15 protein-coding genes are annotated in these 20855 nt (G+C 74.7%); 10 read left to right on the top strand and 5 right to left on the bottom strand.

Annotated features, from left to right (window positions below; genetic code table 11):
* Positions 1–22 precede the first annotated feature (22 nt).
* Positions 23–868: a 3-methyl-2-oxobutanoate hydroxymethyltransferase gene (gene panB / locus ACN27D_RS04830; protein WP_047891539.1), complete on the bottom strand. Its 846-nt coding sequence runs from the start codon at positions 866–868 to the stop codon at positions 23–25.
* A gap of 119 nt (positions 869–987) precedes the next feature.
* Positions 988–2748, bottom strand: coding sequence for an NAD+ synthase (locus ACN27D_RS04825; RefSeq protein WP_421498609.1), 1761 nt, complete (start codon positions 2746–2748; stop codon positions 988–990).
* A 205-nt stretch (positions 2749–2953) separates the two neighbouring features.
* On the opposite strand from ACN27D_RS04825, the gene glnA reads away from it, so the two are divergent.
* The 5 genes from glnA (at position 2954) to ACN27D_RS04800 (ending at position 9340) form a co-directional block, all read left to right on the top strand.
* Positions 2954–4303: a type I glutamate--ammonia ligase gene (gene glnA, locus ACN27D_RS04820; RefSeq protein ID WP_121683520.1), complete on the top strand. Its 1350-nt coding sequence runs from the start codon at positions 2954–2956 to the stop codon at positions 4301–4303.
* 80 nt (positions 4304–4383) lie between these two features.
* On the top strand, positions 4384–4809 hold the full coding sequence (locus ACN27D_RS04815) for a DUF350 domain-containing protein (RefSeq protein WP_120568708.1): 426 nt from the start codon (positions 4384–4386) through the stop codon (positions 4807–4809).
* Positions 4810–4841: 32 nt separating this feature from the next.
* Positions 4842–5534, top strand: a complete 693-nt coding sequence (locus tag ACN27D_RS04810) for a helix-turn-helix transcriptional regulator (protein WP_252454551.1) — start codon at positions 4842–4844, stop codon at positions 5532–5534.
* 68 nt (positions 5535–5602) lie between these two features.
* The gene (locus ACN27D_RS04805) at positions 5603–8929 is read left to right on the top strand and encodes an NACHT domain-containing protein (protein WP_421498608.1); all 3327 of its coding nucleotides are present in this window, start codon (positions 5603–5605) and stop codon (positions 8927–8929) included.
* Between the two features lie 54 nt (positions 8930–8983).
* Positions 8984–9340 (top strand): VOC family protein, encoded by a 357-nt coding sequence (locus tag ACN27D_RS04800; RefSeq protein WP_421498607.1) that lies wholly within the window; start codon positions 8984–8986, stop codon positions 9338–9340.
* Between the two features lie 153 nt (positions 9341–9493).
* Here ACN27D_RS04800 and ACN27D_RS04795 read toward each other — a convergent pair whose 3' ends face one another.
* A complete protein-coding gene (locus ACN27D_RS04795) occupies positions 9494–10015 on the bottom strand; it encodes a hypothetical protein (RefSeq protein WP_421498606.1) in 522 nt (173 codons plus the stop codon).
* A gap of 181 nt (positions 10016–10196) precedes the next feature.
* On the opposite strand from ACN27D_RS04795, the gene ACN27D_RS04790 reads away from it, so the two are divergent.
* Positions 10197–11093, top strand: coding sequence for a virginiamycin B lyase family protein (locus ACN27D_RS04790; protein ID WP_421498605.1), 897 nt, complete (start codon positions 10197–10199; stop codon positions 11091–11093).
* Positions 11094–11273: 180 nt separating this feature from the next.
* Here ACN27D_RS04790 and ACN27D_RS04785 read toward each other — a convergent pair whose 3' ends face one another.
* A complete protein-coding gene (locus ACN27D_RS04785; RefSeq protein WP_421501109.1) occupies positions 11274–12149 on the bottom strand; it encodes a S66 peptidase family protein in 876 nt (291 codons plus the stop codon).
* Between the two features lie 112 nt (positions 12150–12261).
* Between ACN27D_RS04785 and ACN27D_RS04780 the strand changes: the two genes are divergently transcribed.
* Positions 12262–13029, top strand: coding sequence for a type 1 glutamine amidotransferase (locus tag ACN27D_RS04780; protein WP_357897164.1), 768 nt, complete (start codon positions 12262–12264; stop codon positions 13027–13029).
* A gap of 2 nt (positions 13030–13031) precedes the next feature.
* Positions 13032–16055, top strand: coding sequence for a bifunctional [glutamine synthetase] adenylyltransferase/[glutamine synthetase]-adenylyl-L-tyrosine phosphorylase (locus ACN27D_RS04775; protein WP_421498604.1), 3024 nt, complete (start codon positions 13032–13034; stop codon positions 16053–16055).
* Positions 16056–16206: 151 nt separating this feature from the next.
* On the opposite strand, the gene ACN27D_RS04770 is transcribed toward ACN27D_RS04775, so the two are convergent.
* A complete protein-coding gene (locus tag ACN27D_RS04770) occupies positions 16207–17880 on the bottom strand; it encodes a hypothetical protein (RefSeq protein WP_421498603.1) in 1674 nt (557 codons plus the stop codon).
* Between the two features lie 36 nt (positions 17881–17916).
* Between ACN27D_RS04770 and mptB (ACN27D_RS04765) the strand changes: the two genes are divergently transcribed.
* Both mptB (ACN27D_RS04765) and mptB (ACN27D_RS04760) read left to right on the top strand, forming a co-directional pair.
* Positions 17917–19329, top strand: coding sequence for a polyprenol phosphomannose-dependent alpha 1,6 mannosyltransferase MptB (gene mptB / locus ACN27D_RS04765; RefSeq protein ID WP_421498602.1), 1413 nt, complete (start codon positions 17917–17919; stop codon positions 19327–19329).
* Positions 19330–19340: 11 nt separating this feature from the next.
* Positions 19341–20843: a polyprenol phosphomannose-dependent alpha 1,6 mannosyltransferase MptB gene (mptB, locus tag ACN27D_RS04760; protein ID WP_421498601.1), complete on the top strand. Its 1503-nt coding sequence runs from the start codon at positions 19341–19343 to the stop codon at positions 20841–20843.
* The last annotated feature ends 12 nt before the right edge of the window (positions 20844–20855 follow it).

The raw sequence follows: 20855 nt of genomic DNA, 5'->3' as shown, positions 1-20855 counted from the left end.
CGCCGGCCCCCGCCGTACCGCCTCAGAACGTGTGCTCGGCCGCCGGGAACTCGCCGCCGCGTACCTCGTCGGCGAACCGGCGGGTGGCGTCGGTGAGCGCGCCGGCCAGGTCGGCGTAACGCTTCACGAAGCGCGGCGCCCGGCCGGTCCGCAGCCCGGCCATGTCCTGCCAGACGAGCACCTGCCCGTCGGTGTCCGGGCCGGCCCCGATGCCGACGGTGGGGATGGGCAGTTCGGCCGTGACCCGCTTGGCCACCTCACCCGGCACCATCTCCAGCACCACCGCGAACGCGCCCGCCTCGGCCACCGCCCGCGCGTCGGCGAGTACCTCCTCGGCCGCCTCGCCCCGGCCCTGCACCCGGTAGCCGCCGAGCGTGTGCTCGCTCTGCGGGGTGAAGCCGATGTGCGCCATCACCGGGATGCCGGCGCCGGTGATGGCCTCGATCTGGGCGGCACAGCGCCGCCCGCCCTCCAGCTTCACCGCGTGGCAGCCGCCCTCCTTCATGAACCGCACCGCGGTGCGCAGCGCCTGCGCCGGCCCCTCCTCGTACGAGCCGAACGGCAGGTCACCGACGATCAGCGAGTGCTTCGTGGCGCGTACCACGGCACGCACCAGCGGCAGCAGCTCCTCGGCGGTCACCGGCAGCGTGGTCTCGTAGCCGAAGACGTTGTTCGCCGCCGAGTCGCCGACCAGCAGCACCGGGATCCCCGCCTGGTCGAAGATCGAGGCCGTGTACTGGTCGTACGACGTCAGCATCGCCCACCGCTCGCCGCGCTCCTTGGCGGCGATCAGGTCGCGGGTGCGTACCCGCCGGGTGGCCGGCCCGCCGTAGAGGGCGGTCACCTCGGCCGGGGTGGACTCCACCATGACAATCTCCTTCCTCGAGGCCGCGCACGCGGTCCCCGGGTTCCCCGCGATCGTCGCACCGGGCGGCGGGCCGCGGGCAGGTCGGAGTGGAGGATGTCACTCCCCGGCCGGGGGAGCGGTCAGCCGTCCTCGCGCCACCGGTTGGTGATCGGCAGCCGCCGGTCCCGCCCGAACGCCTTCATGGAGATCTTGGTGCCGGGCGCCGACTGCCGTCGCTTGTACTCGGCGGTATCCACCATCCGCAGCACCTTGTCCACCACCGCCGGGTCGTGGCCGGACTCGACCAGGCCGTCGCGGCCCAGGTCGCCGTCGACGTAGCCGATCAGGATCGGGTCGAGCACGTCGTAGTCGGGCAGTGTGTCGCTGTCGAGCTGGCCGGGGCTCAGCTCGGCCGACGGCGGCTTGCCGATCGAGTTCTCCGGGATCGGCGGGGTCTGCCCGCGCCGTACCGCGTCGGCGTTGCGCCACTTCGCCAGCCGCCACACGAGCGTCTTCCAGACGTCCTTGACCGGGTTGTAGCCGCCCACCGAGTCGCCGTAGAGCGTCGAGTAACCCACCGCCAGCTCGCTCTTGTTGCCGGTGGTGAGCACCAGGTGGCCCTCCTGGTTCGACAGCGCCATGAGGATCACGCCGCGTACCCGGGCCTGGAGGTTCTCCACCGCCACCCCGGACAGCGACATGTTCGCCAGGAACGTGTCCACCATCGGCTGGATCGGCTCGACCCGGTAGTCCAGGCCGGTCCGCTTCGCCAGGTCCTCGGCGTCGGTGCGGGAGTGCTCCGAGGAGTGCTGGCTGGGCATCGAGACGCCGACCACCCGTTCCGGGCCGACCGCGTCCACCGCGATGGCCGCCGCCACCGCCGAGTCGATGCCGCCGGACAGGCCGAGCACCACCGAGGGGAAGCGATTCTTGTCGATGTAGTCGCGCAGGCCCAGCACCAGCGCGTGCCACACCTCGGCCTCGTCGGCGACCGGCTCGATGATCCCGCCGTCGGCCGCCGGGCCGGGCGGTGCGGCCGGGATCGCCGGGATCTCGTGGCGGACCACGCGCATCCCGTCGCTCAGCGCGCCGGCCTCGCCCGGCGCCCCGGTCGCCGCCGGCAGCTCCAGGTCGTGCACCAACAGGTGCTCGACGAACTGCGGCGCCCGGGTCAGCAGCGTGCCGTCCGCGGCGACGATCATCGAGTCGCCGTCGTAGACCAGCTCGTCCTGGCCGCCGACCATGTTCACGTACGCGATGGCGGCCCCGGCCTCGGCGGCGCGCCGGCGCACCAGCGGCAGCCGCACGTCGTCCTTGTTCAGCTCGTACGGCGAGCCGTTGATGCTCAGCACCAGCCCGACGCCGGCCTCCCGGGCCACCGCGAACGGGCCGCCGGCCTGCCACAGGTCCTCGCAGATGGTCAGCGCCACGTCCACCCCGCCGACGCGCACCACCGTCAGCGTGTCGCCGGCGACGAAGTAGCGGTCCTCGTCGAAGACGCCGTAGTTGGGCAGGTGGTGCTTGAAGTAGGTGGCCACCACCTCGCCCCGGTGCAGCACCGCCGCCGCGTTGCGGGCGCCCCGGCCCGGCTGGGCGTCGGAGCTGACCTGCGGAGGGCCGTCCGCGTCCAGGTAGCCGACCAGCACCGGCAGGTCACCGAGGCCGTCGGCGGCCAGGTCGGCGGCGAGCCGGTGCAGCGCGGCGCGGGACGCGGCCACGAACGAGCGGCGGAACACCAGGTCCTCGACCGGGTAACCGGTGAGCATCAGCTCGGGGAACAGGACGAGCTGGGCGCCGGCGTCGGCGGCCCGACGGCTCCACGCGCGGACCAGGCCGGCGTTGCCGGCGAGGTCGCCTACCGTCGGGTTGACCTGGCACAGGGCGAGACGCAGGGTGGGCATGTCCCCATCTTCCCCCAGGCGTCCCGGCCGAATCCGACCGGTTGCGGCAGACGGGTACCGCGGCCCCGCGTGTCCCAGCCCGGTGGACACGGCGGGACGGCCGGCCGGGGAGGGCGTAACGTCGGCGTAACGAGCCCGGTGGAGACTGGGCGGTCAGGCCGGGCCGGCCCGACCGGTGCGGACGTACGTGTCACGAGGGGTGGAAGTGGACCGTCAGCAGGAGTTCGTCCTCCGTACGCTGGAAGAGCGGGACATCCGTTTCGTCCGGCTGTGGTTCACCGATGTGCTCGGCACGCTCAAGAGCGTCTCGGTGGCCCCCGCGGAACTGGAGGCGGCCTTCGACGAGGGCATCGGTTTCGACGGCTCCGCGATCGAGGGCTTCGCCCGGGTCTTCGAGTCGGACATGGTCGCCATGCCGGACCCGACCACGTTCCAGGTCTTCCCGTTCGAGGGCGGCGTCAGCGGCGAGAGCGCCCGGATGTTCTGCGACATCTCGCTGCCCGACGGCAGCCCGTCCTGGGCCGACCCGCGGCACGTGCTGCGCCGGATGCTCTCCCGGGCCGCCGACAAGGGCTTCACCTTCTACACCCACCCGGAGATCGAGTTCTTCCTGCTGGAGAACGGCCCGCAGGACGGCTCGGTGCCGATCCCGGTGGACACCGGCGGCTACTTCGAGCACACCACGCACGCCGTGGCGCGGGACTTCCGCCGCCAGGCCGTGCTGGCGCTGGAGCGGATCGGCATCTCGGTGGAGTACAGCCACCACGAGGTCGCCCCCGGCCAGCAGGAGATCGACCTGCGCTACGCCGACGCGCTCACCACCGCCGACAACATCATGACGTTCCGGCACGTGGTGAAGGAGGTCGCGCTCTCCACCGGTGTGCAGGCCAGCTTCATGCCGAAGCCGTTCACCGACCAGCCCGGCAACGGCATGCACACCCACCTGTCGCTGTTCGAGGGGGAGCGCAACGCGTTCCACGACGCCGGCGACCCGATGAAGCTCTCCAAGGTCGCGAAGTCGTTCATCGCCGGGCTGCTCACCCACGCCCGCGAGTACACCGCGGTGACCAACCAGTGGGTCAACTCGTACAAGCGGCTGTTCCCGCAGGCGCTGCCGGACCGGATCACCGAGAGCCCGGCGTACGTCTGCTGGGGTCACCTGAACCGGTCCGCGCTGGTCCGGGTGCCCGCGTACGGCAAGCCGAACTCGGCCCGGGTCGAGGTCCGCTCGCTGGACTCCGCGACCAACCCCTACCTGGCGTTCGCGGTGATGCTCGGCGCCGGCCTCAAGGGTATCGAGGAGGGCTACGAGCTGCCCCCGGGCGCCGAGGACGACGTCTGGTCGCTGAGCAGCGCCGAGCGCCGCGCCATGGGGTACGAGGCGCTGCCGGAGAACCTGGCCGAGGCGATCGACGTGATGGCCGGCTCCGAGCTGGTGGCCGAGGTGCTCGGCGAGCACGTCTTCGACTTCTTCCTGCGCAACAAGCGCTCCGAGTGGGAGCAGTACCGCCGCGAGGTCACCCCGTACGAGCGGCAGCGGTACCTGTCGCTCTAGATCACGCTGGCGCGGTGCCGCTATCGTCTGCGGCACCGCCCCGGCACCTCCGCCGGGCGGCGTGAGCCGGGGAGGCGTTGGTGCTGGGAGATCTGCTCGACGGGGCGTGGCAGAGCATCGTGTTCGGGATCGTCGGGGTGGCGCTGATGGCCGCCGGCTTCCTGCTCGTCGACCTGCTCACCCCGGGCAGGCTGCGGGAGCTGATCTGGGTACGCCGCAACGGCAACGCCGCGCTGCTGCTCGCCGCCAACCAGCTCGGCATCGCCGGCATCGTCTTCACCGCCGTGCTGACCAGCTACAGCTCGTTCACCAAGGGACTCGCGTCCACTGTGGTGTTCGGGCTGGTCGGCCTGCTGGTGATGGCGCTGGCGTTCCTGGTGCTGGACCTGCTCACCCCGGGCAAGCTGGGCGACGTCATCGCCGCCGACGAGCCGCACCCGGCGGCCCGGGTCAGCGCCGCCACCCACTTCGGCGCCGCGCTGATCGTCTGCGCCTGCATCGCCTGAGTGGTGTCGTACCCGGGGGTTAGCGTCCGGGGGTGAACCGCACCGACCGTCTCTACGCCCTGGTCGAGGAACTGCGGGCGGTGTCGCCGCGCCCGCGCAGCGCGAGCTGGCTGGCCCGCCGCTTCGAGGTGAGCACCCGCACCGTCGAGCGCGACATCTCCGCGTTGCAGGGCGCCGGGGTGCCGATCTGGGCCGAGCCGGGCCGCACCGGCGGCTACGTGGTCGATCGGGCGCGCACGTTGCCGCCGGTCAACCTGACCCCGGCCGAGGCGGTGGCGATGGCCGTCGCGCTGCACCGGCTCGGCGGCTCCCCGTTCGCCCCGGCGGCCGGCGCCGCGCTGCGCAAGCTGGTCGCGGTGATGCCGCCCGCAGCCGTTGCCGAGGCGCACCGGCTCGCCGGCCGGGTGCACCTGGTCGGCGACGGGCCGGGCACGCCCGTCCCGGCCGCCGTCGCCGACGCGGTCGCCGCCGGGCGGGTGCTGCGCCTGCGGTACGCCGACCGCGGCGGCGCCGATTCGGCGCGCGACGTGGAGCCGCTTGCCTACCTGGGCAACTCGGTGCACTGGTACCTGGTCGCCTGGTGCCGCCTGCGCGACGGTCTGCGCTGTTTCCGCACCGACCGGATCGTGTCGGTGCATCCGCTGGCCGAGCCGGTGACCCGGGAGCTGCGTCCCGGTGACCTCGACGTGCCGGTCGACCGGGTGCGCCCGCTCAGCCTGGTCTGAAACCCGACAGCGTTTCCGGTTCGGCTGGGGGAGGCTGACGGGTCTGCCGTCGCCGGGGAGGAACGCGCGTGTCCGACACGCTCAGCTACGCCGACGCCGTACGCCTGTTGGGCGGGGAGAAGAGCAAGGTCGTCGACTGGTTCGACAAGCTGACCGGCGGCGTGCTGCTGGCCGCGTCGGTGCCGGTGCCGGCGCTGCTCGGCATCTTCGACGCCAAGGCGGAGTTCGTCCGGCTCGGCCACGAACTGGTGCGCGGCGTGTCGGAGAAGCGCTCCGGGCTGTCCCGGTACGGGCGGACACAGCGGCTGGAGGCGGCGCACGCGGTGATCGCGGTGACCGCGTTCTTCGAGGCGCTCGACGGCCTGGACCTGCCGTTCGACCTAGGGGATCTGGCGATCGACCGCGCCGACCAATTGCATCTGGCCGGCGTCCGGTACGCCGCGGACGACCTCACCGCGGCGTTGTTCGCCACGACGGCGCCGGCACCCGGCCCGCACCTGCCGCAGCCGGCGCTGCGGTTGACGTTCCTCCGCTGGTATGCGCGACTGGCCGCGGGTTTCCTGCAGTTCCTCGAGGGGATGGCGACCGGCGACACGCTCTCCGAGGCGGGCTGGGGGGTCACCGAGCGGGCCCTCGCCGATCTGCCCGCCGCCGCCGTCGACCGGTACGTCGCCCTGCTGCACCGGCTCGCCGTGGACTTCCCCGAGGTGTCCTTCTGGATCGGCCTGCACGAGCACGAGGCCACGCGGGTCGAGGTCCGTCGGCTGTCGCTGGGCCTGGCCGACCTGCACCGGGCCCTGGCCGAGCTGTCCACCGGGTCCGCTCCGGACAGGCGGCGGGTTGGGCTCGCCGCCGCGTACGCCGCCGAGCTGGAGCGGCCGATCATCAGCTCCGGCGACGTGCCGGCCGGGCTGACCGTGCCGACGCTGGGCGAGGCGTACGTGCCGCCGCTGTGCCGGATCGCCGACCTCGACCGGGCCGCGCGGCCCAGCGACGAGAGCTGGTGGGCCGACCGGCCGGACCGCGACGACCTCTGGCAGGCGCTGGTCGTCCACCTCACCTCGTCCGGGGCCGTCCGGGCCCCGCTGCTGGTGCTCGGGCAACCCGGCTCGGGCAAGTCGGTGCTCACCCGGATCGTCGCCGCCCGGCTGCCCGCCGCCGACTTCCTGGTGGTTCGGGTGGTGCTCCGCGACGTGTACGCGGCCGGCGACATCCAGGGACAGATCGAGCAGGCGGTCCGTCAGGACACCGGCGAACGCATCGAGTGGCCGGCCCTGGCCTGCTCGGCCGGCGACGCACTGCCGGTCGTGCTGCTCGACGGCTTCGACGAGCTGTTGCAGGCCACCGGTGTCAGCCAGACCGACTATCTGCGGCGGGTGGCCGAGTTCCAACGGCGGGAGGCCGACCAGGGGCGGCCGGTGGCGGTCGTGGTGACCAGCCGGACCAGCGTGGCCGACCGCGCCCAGCCGCCGCCCGGCACGGTCTCGGTGCGGCTGGAACCCTTCGACGAGAGCCGCGTCGACGCCTGGGTGCGGACCTGGAACCGGGTCAACGCCGCGGCGTTCCGGGCGCCGGGGGCCCGGCCGCTCGACCCGGCCACGGTGCTATCGCACCGGGACCTCGCCGCGCAGCCGCTGCTGCTGTTGATGCTGGCCCTCTACGACGCCGAGGGGCGCGACCTGCGCCAGGCCGGCGAGCTGCGCCGCGGCGAGCTGTACGAGCGGCTGCTGCGCCGCTTCGCGCGACGGGAGGTGGTCAAGCAACGCGCCGGCCTGCCCGAACTGGAGCTGGACCGGGCAGTCGAGGAGGAGCTGTCCCGGCTGGCCGTGGTGGCCTTCGCGATGTTCAACCGGGGCGTGCAGTGGGTGAGCGCCGCCGATCTGGACGCGGACCTGGCCGCGCTGCCCTTCGGCGGCTCGGCGTCCGGTCGGCGCGACGGGCTGCGCGCTCCGCTGGCGGCGGCCGAGGTGGTGCTGGGCCGGTTCTTCTTCATCCACCGTGCTCGGGCCGGTGACGAGGCGCGACGCCGCGAGACGTACGAGTTCCTGCACGCCACGTTCGGCGAGTACCTGGTGGCCCGGCTCGCCACGCGGGTGGTCGACGACCTGGTCAAGCGGCGTGGGGTGGCCAGCCTGACGCTGGCCGCCGAACCGGTCGAGGACGACCTGCTGCACGCGCTGCTCTCGTACGCGGTGCTCAGCAGCCGGGTCACCGTGCTCGGCTTCGTCGAGGAGAAGCTGCGCGACGACCCCGACCGGGCAGCCTGGGCCGACCTGCTGGTGCGGCTGTTCCGGGCCGCGCCCTACGCGACCGGCAGCCGCCGCTACGACGGCTACCGCCCCCGTCGCCTGCGGGAGCCCGCCCGCTGCGCCGCCTACACCGCCAACCTCCTGCTGCTGATCCTGGTGGCGGAGGGGGAAGCCGTCGGGCGCACGCTGTTCCCGGAGGAACCGGTGGCCGAGTGGCGGGCCCAGGTGGGATTGTGGCGCTCCCAGCTCTCACCCGAGGAGTGGCAGAGCCTCAGCGACGTGCTGGGGCTGGAGCGGCTCGGAGCGGGGCCGGACCGGGACGTCCGGCTGCGGCTCGGTGACCGCCTCGCGGTGCCGCCGAACGCCGACCCGCTGTGGGTGCTCGGTGCGCCGCAGGAGGCGCACGCTGGCCTGCCGGCCGAGCTGTTGACCCGGGTTCGCCGCGCCGCCCACCTCGCCTGTGACGTCGACGGGGCAGTGCTGGTCGGTGCGCTGGAGCCGGTGTTCGACAAGCTCGCCACGGCGCTGGCACTGGTCGTCGGGTCGGACTCGGACAGCGCGTCGTCCGCCGCGCACGCGTTGCTCGAGGCGTGGCTGCTGCCGTTGCGCGCGGCGTCGCAGGAGGAACGGCGGCGGGTGTACCTGCGGTGTGTGTTCCTGGCCGAGCACGGCGCGGACGTGGTCCCCGACTGGGACCGCGGCGCCTTCCTCCGCCTGCTGCTCGACCGGGTGGCCAGCGACGGCGAGGCGTCCGCCGAGGTGGTGGCCGACGTGGTGGAGGCCGTGTGGGGGCTGGAGCTATTGGTCGTCGGCAGCGAGATTTCGTCGGCGATGATGCGCTGTGTCTACCGGGCCCTCGGCATGGACCGGGAGGTGGACCAGCGGCTCACGGCGATCGTCCAGGCGGCGGCGGAGTCGCCGCTGATGGGACACGATTCCCGAACGGATGAGGCCATCGCGGACGTGATCATTCGGCTGTACGAGACCGGCGTGGCGACGGTGCCGGTCACGGCGTCGTTCTACAACGACATGTACCACTGGGACGGTAAGCGGCGGCCCGATCTGGTGCGCCGGCTGGTCCCGCTGGTCAAGGACCCGGCGAACTTGACGCCGAAACACCGACAGGACGCTGTCGTGACCCGGTAGCAGGCTGAATCCTGACGACGCCGGCCGACGCCGGCGCGAACCTCAGGAGGAAGCATGTCCAGCACGCCCGTGACCTGGTTCGAGATCGGCTCCGACCGCCCGGACGAGGCGCAGCGGTTCTACTCCGAGCTGTTCGGCTGGAGTTTCGACGAGCAGGGCGGCCCGTACCGGCAGACGGCGGCCGGCGGGCAGCGGGGGATCGGTGGCGCGGTTCGGGACACCGACGCCGGCAACTACGCGATCTTCTACGCCGAGGTGGCGGACGTGGCGGAGACCTGCCGCCGGGCCGAGACGGCCGGCGGGACCGTACTGACGGCGCCGGTGACCACGCCGATCGGACTCGTACGCGCCCTGTTGCGCGACCCGTCGGGCAACCTGCTCGGCGTCTTCACCCCGCCCGCCGAGGGCTGACGGTGTGTCGGGTGCGGTCGTCGCCGGGACTGCGACGACCGCACCGGGAACGGCGCGGTGGCGGTGCCCGTCCGGGCACCGCCACCGGGGGTGGCCCCGCTCAGCTCCGGCCAGGAGGAGGGAACGGCCGGTGAGGGCGGCGGGGCCACCACGTCACTTGCCGCCCTGGCCCTCCTGCTCGGCCTCGGCGCCCTTGTCGCCGCCCTTGCCGTGGTGGCCGGGCCGGCCGTCGTGGCCGCCCTTGCCCGGGCCCGGGAACACGCCGGCCTCGGCGGCCTTGAGCACTGCGTCGGCCTGCTCCTGGGTGAGCTTGCCGTCGGTGACGGCCTGGTCCAGCCGCTCCTTCAGCGCGGCCTGCCGGTCCTCGGCCGACGGCCGCTCCGGCCGCTCCGGGCGGTCGCCCTGCCGCTGCTCGTGCAGCTTCTCCAGCGCCGCGGCCACCTTGTCGGTCGGGACGCCCAGCTCCTTCGCGAGCGCCTCGGCGAACTCGGCCTGCCGGTCGGCGTGCTTCTGGCGGCGGTCGTCACCCTGGTCGGTGCTGCTGCTGGCGCTCGAAGACGGGTTCGGGCTCTTGTCGTCGGCGAGCGCCACCGTCGGGGCGGCGATCCCGACGCCGAGCACACCGGCGGCGGCCAGGCCGACCAGCAGGTGCTTCTTCGACATCGTGCGGATCATGCGATTCTCCTGTTCGGTGGTGGTGCGATGACGTCACCGACAGTGGTCGCCGGAACTGAGGGCAACCCGTGGCGAACCTGTCAGCGAGCTGGCAATCCCGTCCGGAAGGCCCGTTTTATTCGCGTTGCCGGCACGCCGGAGCGTCCGCAAGGCTGGGTGAAACCCGACGAAAGGCCACTCGATGACACAGCCCGCCATCCGCGAGATCCCGCTCACCGGGCCGGGCTCCGGGCCGTACTCGATCACGGTCGGGCGCGACGGCGCGCTCTGGCTGACGCTGGCCGGCTCCGGCGGCGTCGCCCGGCTCGGCCTCGACGGCGAGGTGCGGACCTACCGCGACGACCCGCCCGGCAGCCGTCCGCTGATCATCGCCGGCGGCCCCGACGGCGCGCTCTGGTACACCCGCTCGGGCGACGACCGCCTCGGCCGGATCACCGTCGACGGCGAGACCAGCTCCGTGGCGTTGCCGCCCGGCTGCGGCCCGTGCGGGCTGGCGGTCGGTGCGGACGGCGCGCTCTGGTACGCCGGCATGAACGACGACACGGTCGGCCGGGTGGGCGTCGACGGGGAGGTGACGTCCTTCCCGCTGCCGATCGACAAGGGCTTCCCGTCGATGCTGGCGGCCGGGCCGGACGACGCGCTCTGGCTCACGCTCAACCAGGCGAACGCGATCGCCCGGGTCGGCCTGGACGGGTCGGTGACAGTGCATCCGCTGCCCACCGAGGCGGCCGGACCGGTCGGCATCACCCGGGGCGGCGACGGCGCGCTCTGGTTCGTCGAGATCGTCGCCGGGCAGATCGGCCGGATCACGCCGGACGGGCGGATCGACGAGATCCCGTTGCCGGACCGGGAGGCCCGCCCGCACGCGATCGTCGCTGATCCGGCCGGCGGCTGCTGGTTCACCGAGTGGGGCGCCAACCGCATCGGCCACGTCGACCCCGACGGCCACGTCACCGCCCACGACCTGCCGACCCCGGCGTCCGAACCCCACGGCCTCACGGTCACCCCCGACGGCGCGGTCTGGGCGGCCCTGGAGATCGGCGCGGTAGCCCACCTGACCCCGCCCGCGCCGCACTGATCCTCCGCCCCCGCCGCCCACCCCGCCCCCGCCGCCCTCGCCGCGTCGATCATGAAGTTGGCGGCAGTTGTGGATCTTTAAACCGCCGCTAACTTCATGATCGCCGGGGCCGGGGCCGGGGCCGGGGCCGGGCCGGGGCTGGGGCTGGGGCCGGGGCTGGGGCTGGGTCGGGGCTGGCCGTCAGCGGACGGCGGGGGCGACGGTCAGGGTGCCGGTGGTGGCGTCCAGGGTGGCGGGGGTGCCTACCGGGACGGTGAGCTGGCCCGGGCCGTGCCCGACGGGCAGGCCGCCGAGGACCGGCACGCCGAGGTCGCCCAGGCGGTCGGTGAGCACGTCCACGACAGTGGTGTCCCAGCCGTCCGCGCACTCGGTGAACTGGCCGACCGCCACCCCGGCGATCCCGTCCAGCGCGCCGCAGCGGCGCAGGTGGGTGAGCATCCGGTCGATCTTGTACGGCGGCTCCTGCACCTCCTCGACCAGCAGGATCGCCCCGGTCAGGTCGGGCATGTCCGGCGTGCCGATGGACGCGGTGATCAGGCACAGGTTGCCGCCGAGCAGCCGGCCCTCGGCCCGTCCGGGCACCCGCACCGGGTACGTCTCCTCCGCCTTGACCGCCGCCACCGTCACCGGTTCGGTGCTGGTCAGCGCGGCGTGCAGCGACTCCGCCGAGCGGATCGGCGTGCGCTCGTCCCGCCACGCGGCGCCCGGCCCGTGCACGCCGGCCAGCCGGGCGCCCCGCCACAGCGCGAACTGCAGCGCGGTGATGTCGGAGAAGCCGGCCACCACCTTCGGATCCCGCCGTACCGCGGCCATGTCGATCAGGTCGACCACCCGCTGCGCGCCGTAGCCGCCCCGGGTGCAGATCACCCCGCGGATCTCCGGGTCGGCGAACGCCGCGTTCAGGTCCGCGGCCCGCAGCGCGTCGTCGCCGGCCAGATAGCCCCTCCTGGCGTACGCGTTCGGCGCGGGCACCGGGCGCAGGCCCCAGCCGGTGAGCAGTTCGATGCCGCGGGCCACCCGTTCGGGACGGGTCGGCCCGGACGGGGACACCAGCATCACCGCGTCGCCGGGACGCAGGGCCGGTGGGCGCAGGCAGTCGTCAGGCACGATCGGAGCCTAGGGCCTGCCGGACCGTGCCCTGTCGGCCGCACCGGTTAGCCTCGACGTCGTGGCGACCGCGCTGGTGATCGAGAACGACCCGACCGACGACCTCCGCCGCCTGGGGGAGTGGCTCACCGAAGGGGGCCTTGAGCTGCGCGTGCTGCGTCCGCACGCCGGCGATCCACTCCCCGCCGACCTGGAGGGGTACGCCGCGCTCGTGGTGCTCGGCGGCGACCAGCAGGCTTACCCGCGGGCCGACGGCGACCCCGGCGCGCCGTGGTTCCCGGCGCTGGAGGGGCTGTTGCGCAAGGCGGTCCGGCGGCGGGTGCCCACGCTGGCGATCTGCCTCGGCGCGCAACTGCTCGCCACCGCGCACGCCGGCCGGGTCGAGCGCAGCCCGTCCGGGCCGGAGATCGGCCCGGCGCTCGTGGGCCGGCGCGACGCCGCCGAGGACGATCCGCTGTTCCGGTACGTGCCGTTGATGCCCGACGTGCTCCAGTGGCACGCCGACGAGATCACCGAGCTGCCGCACGGAGCGACGCTGCTGGCCGCGTCCACCCGCTACCCCCACCAGGCGTTCCGCCTCGGCGACCGGGCCTGGGGCCTGCAGTTCCACATCGAGTGCGACACCGCGATGATCGCCGAGTGGTCCCGCGACTCGGCCGTGCTGGCCGAGCTGGACTACGACCCGGAGCTGGTGGTGGCCGCCTGCGACCGGGTGATGGCCGACGTCGAGGAGGCGTGGCAGCCGTTCGCGATCCGGTTCGCCGCGCTCGCGCTCGGCGAACTCGGCGACGACAACCCGCGCCGCAGCCTGCCGCTGCTCGGGGCCTGACGGTGACCCGGCCGGCCCGCGGGCGCCTGGCCCGCTACGGATTCGCCGAGGGCGACGGCGCCACCCGCGCCGCCGACCTGCTCGGCCCGGACGGGCTCGCCCTGTGGCGGCCCGACACCCAGGAGCCCGCCGACGAACGCGCCGCCGAGCTGCTCGGCGCGCTGTCCCGGGCCGCCGACCCGGACCTGGCCCTGCGTCAGCTGCACCGGCTGGTCGAGTCCGAGCGGCGTTCCGGCGACGAGGTGGCCGTACGCGACGCCCTGGCCGCCGACCCCGGGCTGCGCCGCCGGTTGATCGCGGTGCTCGGCGCGTCCTCCGCGCTCGGCGACCACCTGGTCGCCAACCCCGGGCAGTGGGCGGTGCTGGCGACCGAGCCGGACGGGCTCGCCCCCACCGCGGACGGGCGGCTCGACCTGAGCGTCGCCGCCCGGCTGACCACGATGACCGGCGCGGTCCCGCTGCTGCGGCAGGCGTACCGGCTCGCGCTGCTGCGGATCGCGGCGGCCGACCTGACCGGCGGGCGCGGCCTTGAGCAGACCATGGCGGCGCTGTCCGGGCTGGCCGACGCCACGCTGGCCGCCGCCTACGACATCGCCGCCGACGAGCTGCCCGAGGGAACGCCGCGTCCCCGGCTCGCGGTGGTGGCGATGGGCAAGTGCGGTGGCGACGAGCTGAACTACGTCTCCGACGTCGACGTCATCTTCGTCTCCGCGACCGACGACGACCTGCCCGCCGCGACGCAGGTCGCCACCCGGCTGATCCAGATCTGCGGGCTGGTGGCCTGGCCGGTCGACGCGGCGCTGCGTCCCGAGGGCAACCGGGGGCCGCTGGTCCGCACGCTCGCCAGCCACCTCGCCTACTACAAGCGCTGGGCTCGCACCTGGGAGTTCCAGGCGCTGCTCAAGGCCCGTCCGGCCGCCGGCGACCTGGAGCTGGCCAAGGAGTGGATCGACGCGCTGGCCCCGCTCGTGTGGACCGCCGCCGAACGCCCCGAGGCGGTCGAGGACGTCCGGTCCATGCGCCGCAAGATCCTCGACAACGTGCCGCCGAAGGAGCTGGAACGCGAGATCAAGCGCGGTCCGGGCGGGCTGCGCGACATCGAGTTCGCCGTCCAGCTGCTCCAGCTCGTGCACGGCCGGGGTGACGAGGCGCTGCGGGTGCCCGGCACCGTACCGGCGCTGCGCGCGCTCGTCGCGGGCGGCTACGTGGGCCGCGCCGACGGGGAGGCGCTGCTGCGCGGCTACCGCTTCCTGCGCGCCGTCGAGCACCGGCTCCAGCTCCAGGCCCTGCGCCGCACCCACACCGTGCCGACCGAACCGGCCGCGCTGCGCTGGCTCGCCGCCGCGCTCGGCTACGCGGCCACGCCGGGGCGCAGCGCCGTCGAGGAGTTCCGCGCCGAGTGGGTCACCCACGCCACCGAGGTACGCCGGCTGCACGCCAAGCTGCTCTACCGGCCGCTGCTGGAATCCGTGGCCCGCGTACCGGCCGAGGGGCTGCGCCTCACGCCCGAAGCGGCCCGGCACCGGCTGGAGGTGCTCGGCTTCGCCGACCCGGCCGGCGCGCTGCGGCACCTCCAGGCGCTCACCGGCGGGGTCAGCCGCACCGCCGCCATCCAGCGCACGCTGCTGCCGGTGCTGCTCGACGAGTTCGCCGACGCCCCCGAGCCGGACCGCGGTCTGCTCAACTACCGGCAGGTCTCCGACAAGCTCGGCAGCACCCCCTGGTACCTGCGCCTGCTGCGTGACTCCGGCCCGGTGGCGCGCCGGCTGGCCCGGGTGCTGTCCTCGTCCCGGTACGCGGCCGACATGCTGGCCCGCGAACCGGAGGCGCTGCGGCTGCTCGCCGAGGACAGCGAGCTGACCCCGCGTCCACGGGAGACGCTCGTCGAGGGCTTCGCCGCCGCTGCCGCCCGCCACGACGGCCCGGTCGAGGCGATCCGGGCGGTCCGCGCGCTGCGCCGCCGGGAACTGGTCCGGATCGCCGCCGCCGACGTGCTCAGCCGCGCCGGTTCGCTCGCCCCGCTCACCCCCCGCCCGGTCGGCGGCGGGGAACGCCGGCCCACTGTGGTGGACGTGACGGCGGTCGGCACCGCGCTGTCGCACGTCGCCGACGCCACGCTGGCCGCCGCGCTGCGCGCCGCCCGTTCCGTCCACCCCGGACCGCCCGGCCTGCGCTTCGCGGTGATCGGCATGGGCCGGCTCGGCGGGTACGAGTCGAACTACCTCTCCGACGCCGACGTGCTGTTCGTCTACGATCCGCCGCCCGGGGTGGAGGAGAGCGCGGCGAGCGCCGCCGCACACGCGATCGCCGAGGAGCTGCGCCGGCTGCTGTCCGCACCCGCCCCCGATCCGCCGCTCGGCGTGGACGCCGACCTGCGCCCCGAGGGCCGGCAGGGCCCGCTGGTGCGCAGCCTCGCCGCGTACGCCCAGTACTACGCGCGCTGGTCCCGGGTGTGGGAGGCGCAGGCGCTGCTGCGGGCGCGGTTCGTCTGCGGCGACGCGGACCTGGGCGCCGAGTTCGAAGCCATGATCGAGCCGGTGCGCTACCCGGCCGAGGGGTTGAGCCGCGAGCAGGTGGTGGAGATCCGCCGGATCAAGGCGCGGGTGGAGACCGAGCGGCTGCCCCGCGGCGCCGACCCGGCCACCCACACCAAGCTGGGCCGGGGCGGTCTCGCCGACGTCGAGTGGGCGGTGCAGTTGCTCCAGCTCCGGTACGCCGGTCAGGTGCCCGCCCTGCGCGGCACCCGTACGCTCGACGCGCTCGCCGCCGCCCGCGACGCCGGCCTGCTCGACCCCTCCGACGCCGCCGAGCTGGCCGCCGGCTGGACGCTCGCCGCCGAGGTGCGTGACGCGCTGATGCTGGTACGCGGCCGGGCCGGGGACCAGTTGCCCCGGCACGGGGTGGAGCTGGCCGGGGTGGTGCGGCTGCTGGGGCGCGAGGACCAGGGCGAGTTCCTCGACGAGTACCTGCGCACCGGCCGCCACTCCCGCACGGTCGTCCAGCGAATCCTGGAGTCCCCCCTCTAACCCCACCCCACCCCACCCCCTCCCGCCCCGCCCTCCCTCGGCGTTGATCTTGCACTTGCGGCCCCGACGAAAGGGGCATTTCCGGCTTTTGAGGGGCCGCAACCGCAAGATCGACGGGGACAGGAGGGCAGGGGCGGGGCGGGCGGGTGGGTCAGCTTTTGAGGGTGTAGGTGCCGGCTCGGGGGACCGTCACGGTGGTCCACTTGCCGTCTCGGGTGACCTCGGCGCCGCCGTCGACGGTCAACCAGCGGTCGTGGCGTACCCGGATCGGGATCGGACCGGCGGCGGGGGCGCGGAACGTGATCGAGGCGCCGTCCTGGCGGACCAGCTCACCCGGTGCGCCGACGAGCGGGGTGGGCTCGGCGACCGCGTACAGCTTCCAGTGCCGGTCCGACCAGACCTCGGTCAGGTACGGCTGGCCCGTCTCCACCAGCTTCGCCTCCGACGACCCCACCCAGGAGAACTCGGCGTCGGGCACGGCCACGTACTGCACCGCGTTGTCGGCCAGCCAGTCCCGGTAGGTGATCGGGGTCAGCGGGACGCCGGTGCCGTCCGCGCCGGGCACAGTGGTGAAGAACAGCGGATTGCGGTCGATGTCGGCCTGCCGCAGCCAGCCCCGGGCCAGCGGTACGTCCCCCATGTGGGCCGCCTCCCAGTAGTTGCGGGTCGGCGGCACCTCCACCCGCCCGGTGAGCCCGCGCCGGGCCAGCTCCGCACGCAGCGGCGCGAAGTACGCCGGGTCGGCCGTCGGGTCGTCGGCGCTGCGCAGGTCGGCGGTGACCACCGGCGGCTGCCACCAGCAGACCACCGCGAGAAGAACGGCCAGTCCCACCGCGCCGACGATCCGGGAGCGCCGGCCGGTGGCGCGGAGCCGATCCGAGAGCGGGGCGGGGAGCGTGGCGGCGGCGGCCAGCACCGGCAGCGCGAACATCACGACCAGGCGGGTGGCGTTCAGCCCGACCGGCGTGTGCAGCAGCGCCGACGCCAGCACCCCGGCCGCGGACAGCAGCGCGCCCACCCGCACCGGCCGGTACGCCACGAGCGCCGCCACGACCAGGCTCGTCACCACGGCGTGCACGGTGTCGGCCGTGCTGATGTTCATCCAGCCGCCCTCGCCGAACAGCAGCCCGGTCACGGCGAGCGGCGCGGCGGCCGGTACGGCGAGCAGCAGGCCGTCGGCGTACCGGCGGGTCAGCAGCAGCGCGACGCCGGCGAGCCCGACGAACAGCCCGGCCACCGGGCTGGCCGCCGAGGCGAGCAGCGCGGCGGCACCGGCGGCGACGGCCGCCCAGACACTCCGGCCACCACCGGCAGCGCCGGGACCGGCCGGCCCGGAACCGGCAAGGCCGGGATCGGCCGGCTCGCCAGCGGCATCAGCGGCGGCGAGGCGGGTGCGGCGGGCGGGGACGGTGAGCGCGAGCAGCGCGGCCAGGCCGAACGCGACGCCGAGGGCGTAGGTGACCCGGCCGGAGACCAGGTTGCCGGCGATCGTGACCACGCCCACCAGGCTGCCCAGCAGCGGGCGGGGCACCCGGGCCCGCACCAGCAGGGCGGCGAACGCGGTGGCGGAGGCGAGCAGGGCGAGCGCGCCGGTGACGCGTACCCCGAGCAGGGCCATCAGCGGCGGCGAGACGAGGCTGTAGCCCCACGGGTGCACACCGCCGTACCAGCGCAGGTCGACCAGGGCGGCCCCGTGCTCGGCGAAGAAGCCGGCGCGGGCGACCTGCGCGGACAGGTCCGAGCCGGTGGCCGGCAGGGTGAGGTAGAGCACGGCGAGGACGAGCGCCGACACGGCGGAGACCGCCATCACCCGACCGCCCCGCATGCCCACCTCCTGATCGCGAACCACCGTACTGGCAGCATGTCGGACGTGCCTCACCACCTCTCGCGCTGGATCGGCCTGGCGGGTTCGGTGCTGCTCGCCGTGGCCGCGTTCCTCGGCGGCGCCCTGCCCGACGGCGAGCTGCGTCCCACACCGGTCAGCATCTGGCAGGGCCCGAACGGGCCGCTGATCATCGGGTTGTGGCTGGTCGGCACCGCGCTGCTGGCGTGGGCCTGGTGGTCGCTGCGGGACCGGGTGCCGTCGTCCCGGTGGGTGCTGGTCACCGTCGCGCTGTGGCTGCTGCCGATGCTGGTCGCGCCGCCGCTGGGCAGCCGGGACGTGTACGCGTACGCCTGCCAGGGCGCCAGCTTCTCCGCCGGGATCAACCCCTACGAGCAGGGCGTGTCGGCGCTGCCCTGCCCCTGGCTGGACACCATCTCCTACATCTGGCGGGACACACCGGCGCCGTACGGGCCGCTGTTCGTGCTGCTCGCCGGCGCGGCGGTGGAGGCCACCGGGTCGCTGCTCGCCGCCGTCGCGCTGTTCCGGGTGCTCGCAGTGGCCGGGGTGGCGCTCACCGCATGGGCGCTGCCGGTGCTGGCCCGCCGCTGCGGGGTGCCGCCGCGGCGGGCGCTCTGGCTGGCGCTGGCGAGCCCGCTGGTGCCCGTGCACCTGGTGTCCGGCGCGCACAACGACGCGCTGATGATCGGCCTGCTGGTGGCCGGGCTGGCGGTGGTGGCGGCCCGTCCGGGCCGGCCCGGACCGCTGCTCGCCGGTGGTGCGCTGCTCGGACTGGCCGCCGCCGTCAAGATCACCGCGCTGGTCGTGATGCCGTTCGCCGCGCTGGCCGCGATCGTCGGGGCGTACCGGATCAGGACGCTCGTGCGCGACGGCGGGTGGGTGGTCGGCGGCTCGCTCGCGGCGCTCGCCGCGGTGACGGTCGCCTCCGGCCTGGGGCTGGGGTTCGTCAGCGGGCTGGAACAGGGCGGGCTGGTGGTGGCCTGGACCTCGCCGCCGACGGCGGTGGGGCAGACCGTCGGCTACCTGCTGGCGCCGTTCGGCGTGCACGTCGACGCGCTGCCGGTGACCCGGGCGATCGGCATGGTCGTGCTGATCGCGGTGCTGATCTGGCTCTGGTTCCGGTCGTTCCGTCGCGGTGAGCCGTTCTGGCACGCCGGGCTGGCGCTGACCGCCACCGTCGCGCTCTCCCCGCTGTTCCACCCCTGGTACTGGCTGTGGCCGCTGGCGGTGCTCGCCGCCACCGCACGCCGCACGCTCTGGTTCTCGATCGTCACAGTGGTGTCGTCGTTCCTGGTGCTGGCCGACGGCACCGGGCTGGCCCGGTACTCCAAGATGCCCGGTGCGCCGCTGATGACCCTGTTCGTGATCGGGCTGGTCGTGTGGTTGGTACGGTCGGCTCGCAAGGGCCGGCAGCCGGTTCCCGTGGACTGAGGAGTGTGCCGGTGAGCGAGCCCGACGGACCCGTCCGGCCGATCGCCGCCGGTCTCGCCCGCTACGCCGGCCTCGCCGGGGCCGTGCTGCTCACCGCCGCCGGGTGGCTCGGCGGCGCGCTACCAGGCACGCCCCCGCGCGGCACGCTCGCCGCGATCTGGCACGCACCGAACGGGCCGGCGGCGCTCGGCTGCTGGCTGGCCGGGACGCTGCTGCTGGTGGGCGCCTGGTGGTCGCTGCGATGGGGCGCCCCGTCCGGCCGGTGGGCGTACCTGACCGCCGGGCTCTGGTCGCTGCCGCTGCTCGCCGCGCCGCCGATCGGCAGCCGCGACGTCTACTCGTACGCCTGCCAGGGCTGGACGTGGACGCAGGGGCTCAGCCCGTACCGGGTGGGGGTCGCGGCGGCCGGCTGCCCGTGGACCGACTCGGTGTCGCCGATCTGGCGGGACACCCCGGCGCCGTACGGGCCGTTCTTCGTCCTGCTGGCCGGGCTCGCCGTCCTCGCCGGTGGCGGCCTGATCGGGACGGTCGTGGCGCTGCGGCTGGTCGCGGTGGCCGGTGTGCTGCTGACCGCGCTCTGCCTGCCCGGCCTGGCCCGCGCCGCCGGGGTGCCCACCCGGCGGGCCGCCTGGCTGGTGCTCGCCTGCCCGCTGGTCGGGATCCACCTGGTGGCGGGCGCGCACAACGACGCGCTCGCGCTCGGGCTGCTCCTGCTCGGCCTGCTGGTGCTGGTCCGCCTGCCGGGCAAGCCGCGCGCGCTGCTGGTGGCCGGTGTGCTGCTGGGCCTTGCCGTGGCGGTGAAGGCGGTCGCGGTGGTGGCGCTGCCGTTCGCGGCGCTCGCCGCGGTGCTCGGCCGCTACACCTGGCGGGCGCTGCTGCGCGACGGCGGGCAGCTGGCCGCGTCGGTGCTCGGCACGCTGCTCGTCGTGTCGCTCGCCACCGGCCTCGGGCTGGGCTGGGTGGGAGGGCTCGGCCACAGCGGCGACTCGCAGCAGTGGACCTCCCCGCCCACAGCCGTCGGGTTCGTGATCGACTACGCCGGTGAGCTGGCCGGGCTACGGCCGCAGGCGGTGCCGGTGGTCCGGGCGGCCGCGCTGGTGCTGCTGGCCGCGACGCTGGTGGCGCTCTGGTGGCAGGCGTGGACGCGGCTGCGGCGGCTCAACGACGTCCGGCAGCGGGTGGCCCGGCTGACGCTGGCCCGCCCGCGGGTGGCGCTGCTCGGCGCGGGGCTGGCGCTCGCCGCCACGGTGCTGCTCGCCCCGGTCTTCCACCCCTGGTACGCGATCTGGCCGCTGACGCTGCTCGCGGTCGCGGCGGTGCCGCTGGCCCGGCAGGTCTGGTTCGTGGCGCCCTGCGCGGTGGCCTCGGCGCTCACCCTGCCGGACGGATCCAACCTGGCCCGGTTCAGCAAGGCGCCGGGCGCGGTGCTGATGACGGTGCTGGTGGTGGTCGTCGCGGTGGCCGGCGTCCGGGCCGCGCTGCGCCGCCGTGAAGGGCCGGACCGCGCTGCGTGAACGGCCGGGCCG

The sequence above is a fragment of the Micromonospora sp. WMMD1274 genome, assembly GCF_049179035.1.
Lineage (GTDB): Bacteria > Actinomycetota > Actinomycetes > Mycobacteriales > Micromonosporaceae > Micromonospora > Micromonospora tulbaghiae.
Note: the sequence above shows the minus strand (reverse complement) of the source record. Positions and strands in the feature narration are given on the sequence as shown.

Coding starts and splice junctions, on each gene's coding strand:
- panB (WP_047891539.1), bottom strand. CDS start 868: ATGGTGGAGTCCACCCCGGCCGAGGTGACCGCCCTCTACGGCGGGCCG.
- ACN27D_RS04825 (WP_421498609.1), bottom strand. CDS start 2,748: ATGCCCACCCTGCGTCTCGCCCTGTGCCAGGTCAACCCGACGGTAGGC.
- ACN27D_RS04800 (WP_421498607.1), top strand. CDS start 8,984: ATGTCCAGCACGCCCGTGACCTGGTTCGAGATCGGCTCCGACCGCCCG.
- ACN27D_RS04795 (WP_421498606.1), bottom strand. CDS start 10,015: ATGATCCGCACGATGTCGAAGAAGCACCTGCTGGTCGGCCTGGCCGCC.
- ACN27D_RS04790 (WP_421498605.1), top strand. CDS start 10,197: ATGACACAGCCCGCCATCCGCGAGATCCCGCTCACCGGGCCGGGCTCC.
- ACN27D_RS04785 (WP_421501109.1), bottom strand. CDS start 12,149: ATGCTGGTGTCCCCGTCCGGGCCGACCCGTCCCGAACGGGTGGCCCGC.
- ACN27D_RS04770 (WP_421498603.1), bottom strand. CDS start 17,880: ATGCGGGGCGGTCGGGTGATGGCGGTCTCCGCCGTGTCGGCGCTCGTC.
- mptB (WP_421498602.1), top strand. CDS start 17,917: ATGTCGGACGTGCCTCACCACCTCTCGCGCTGGATCGGCCTGGCGGGT.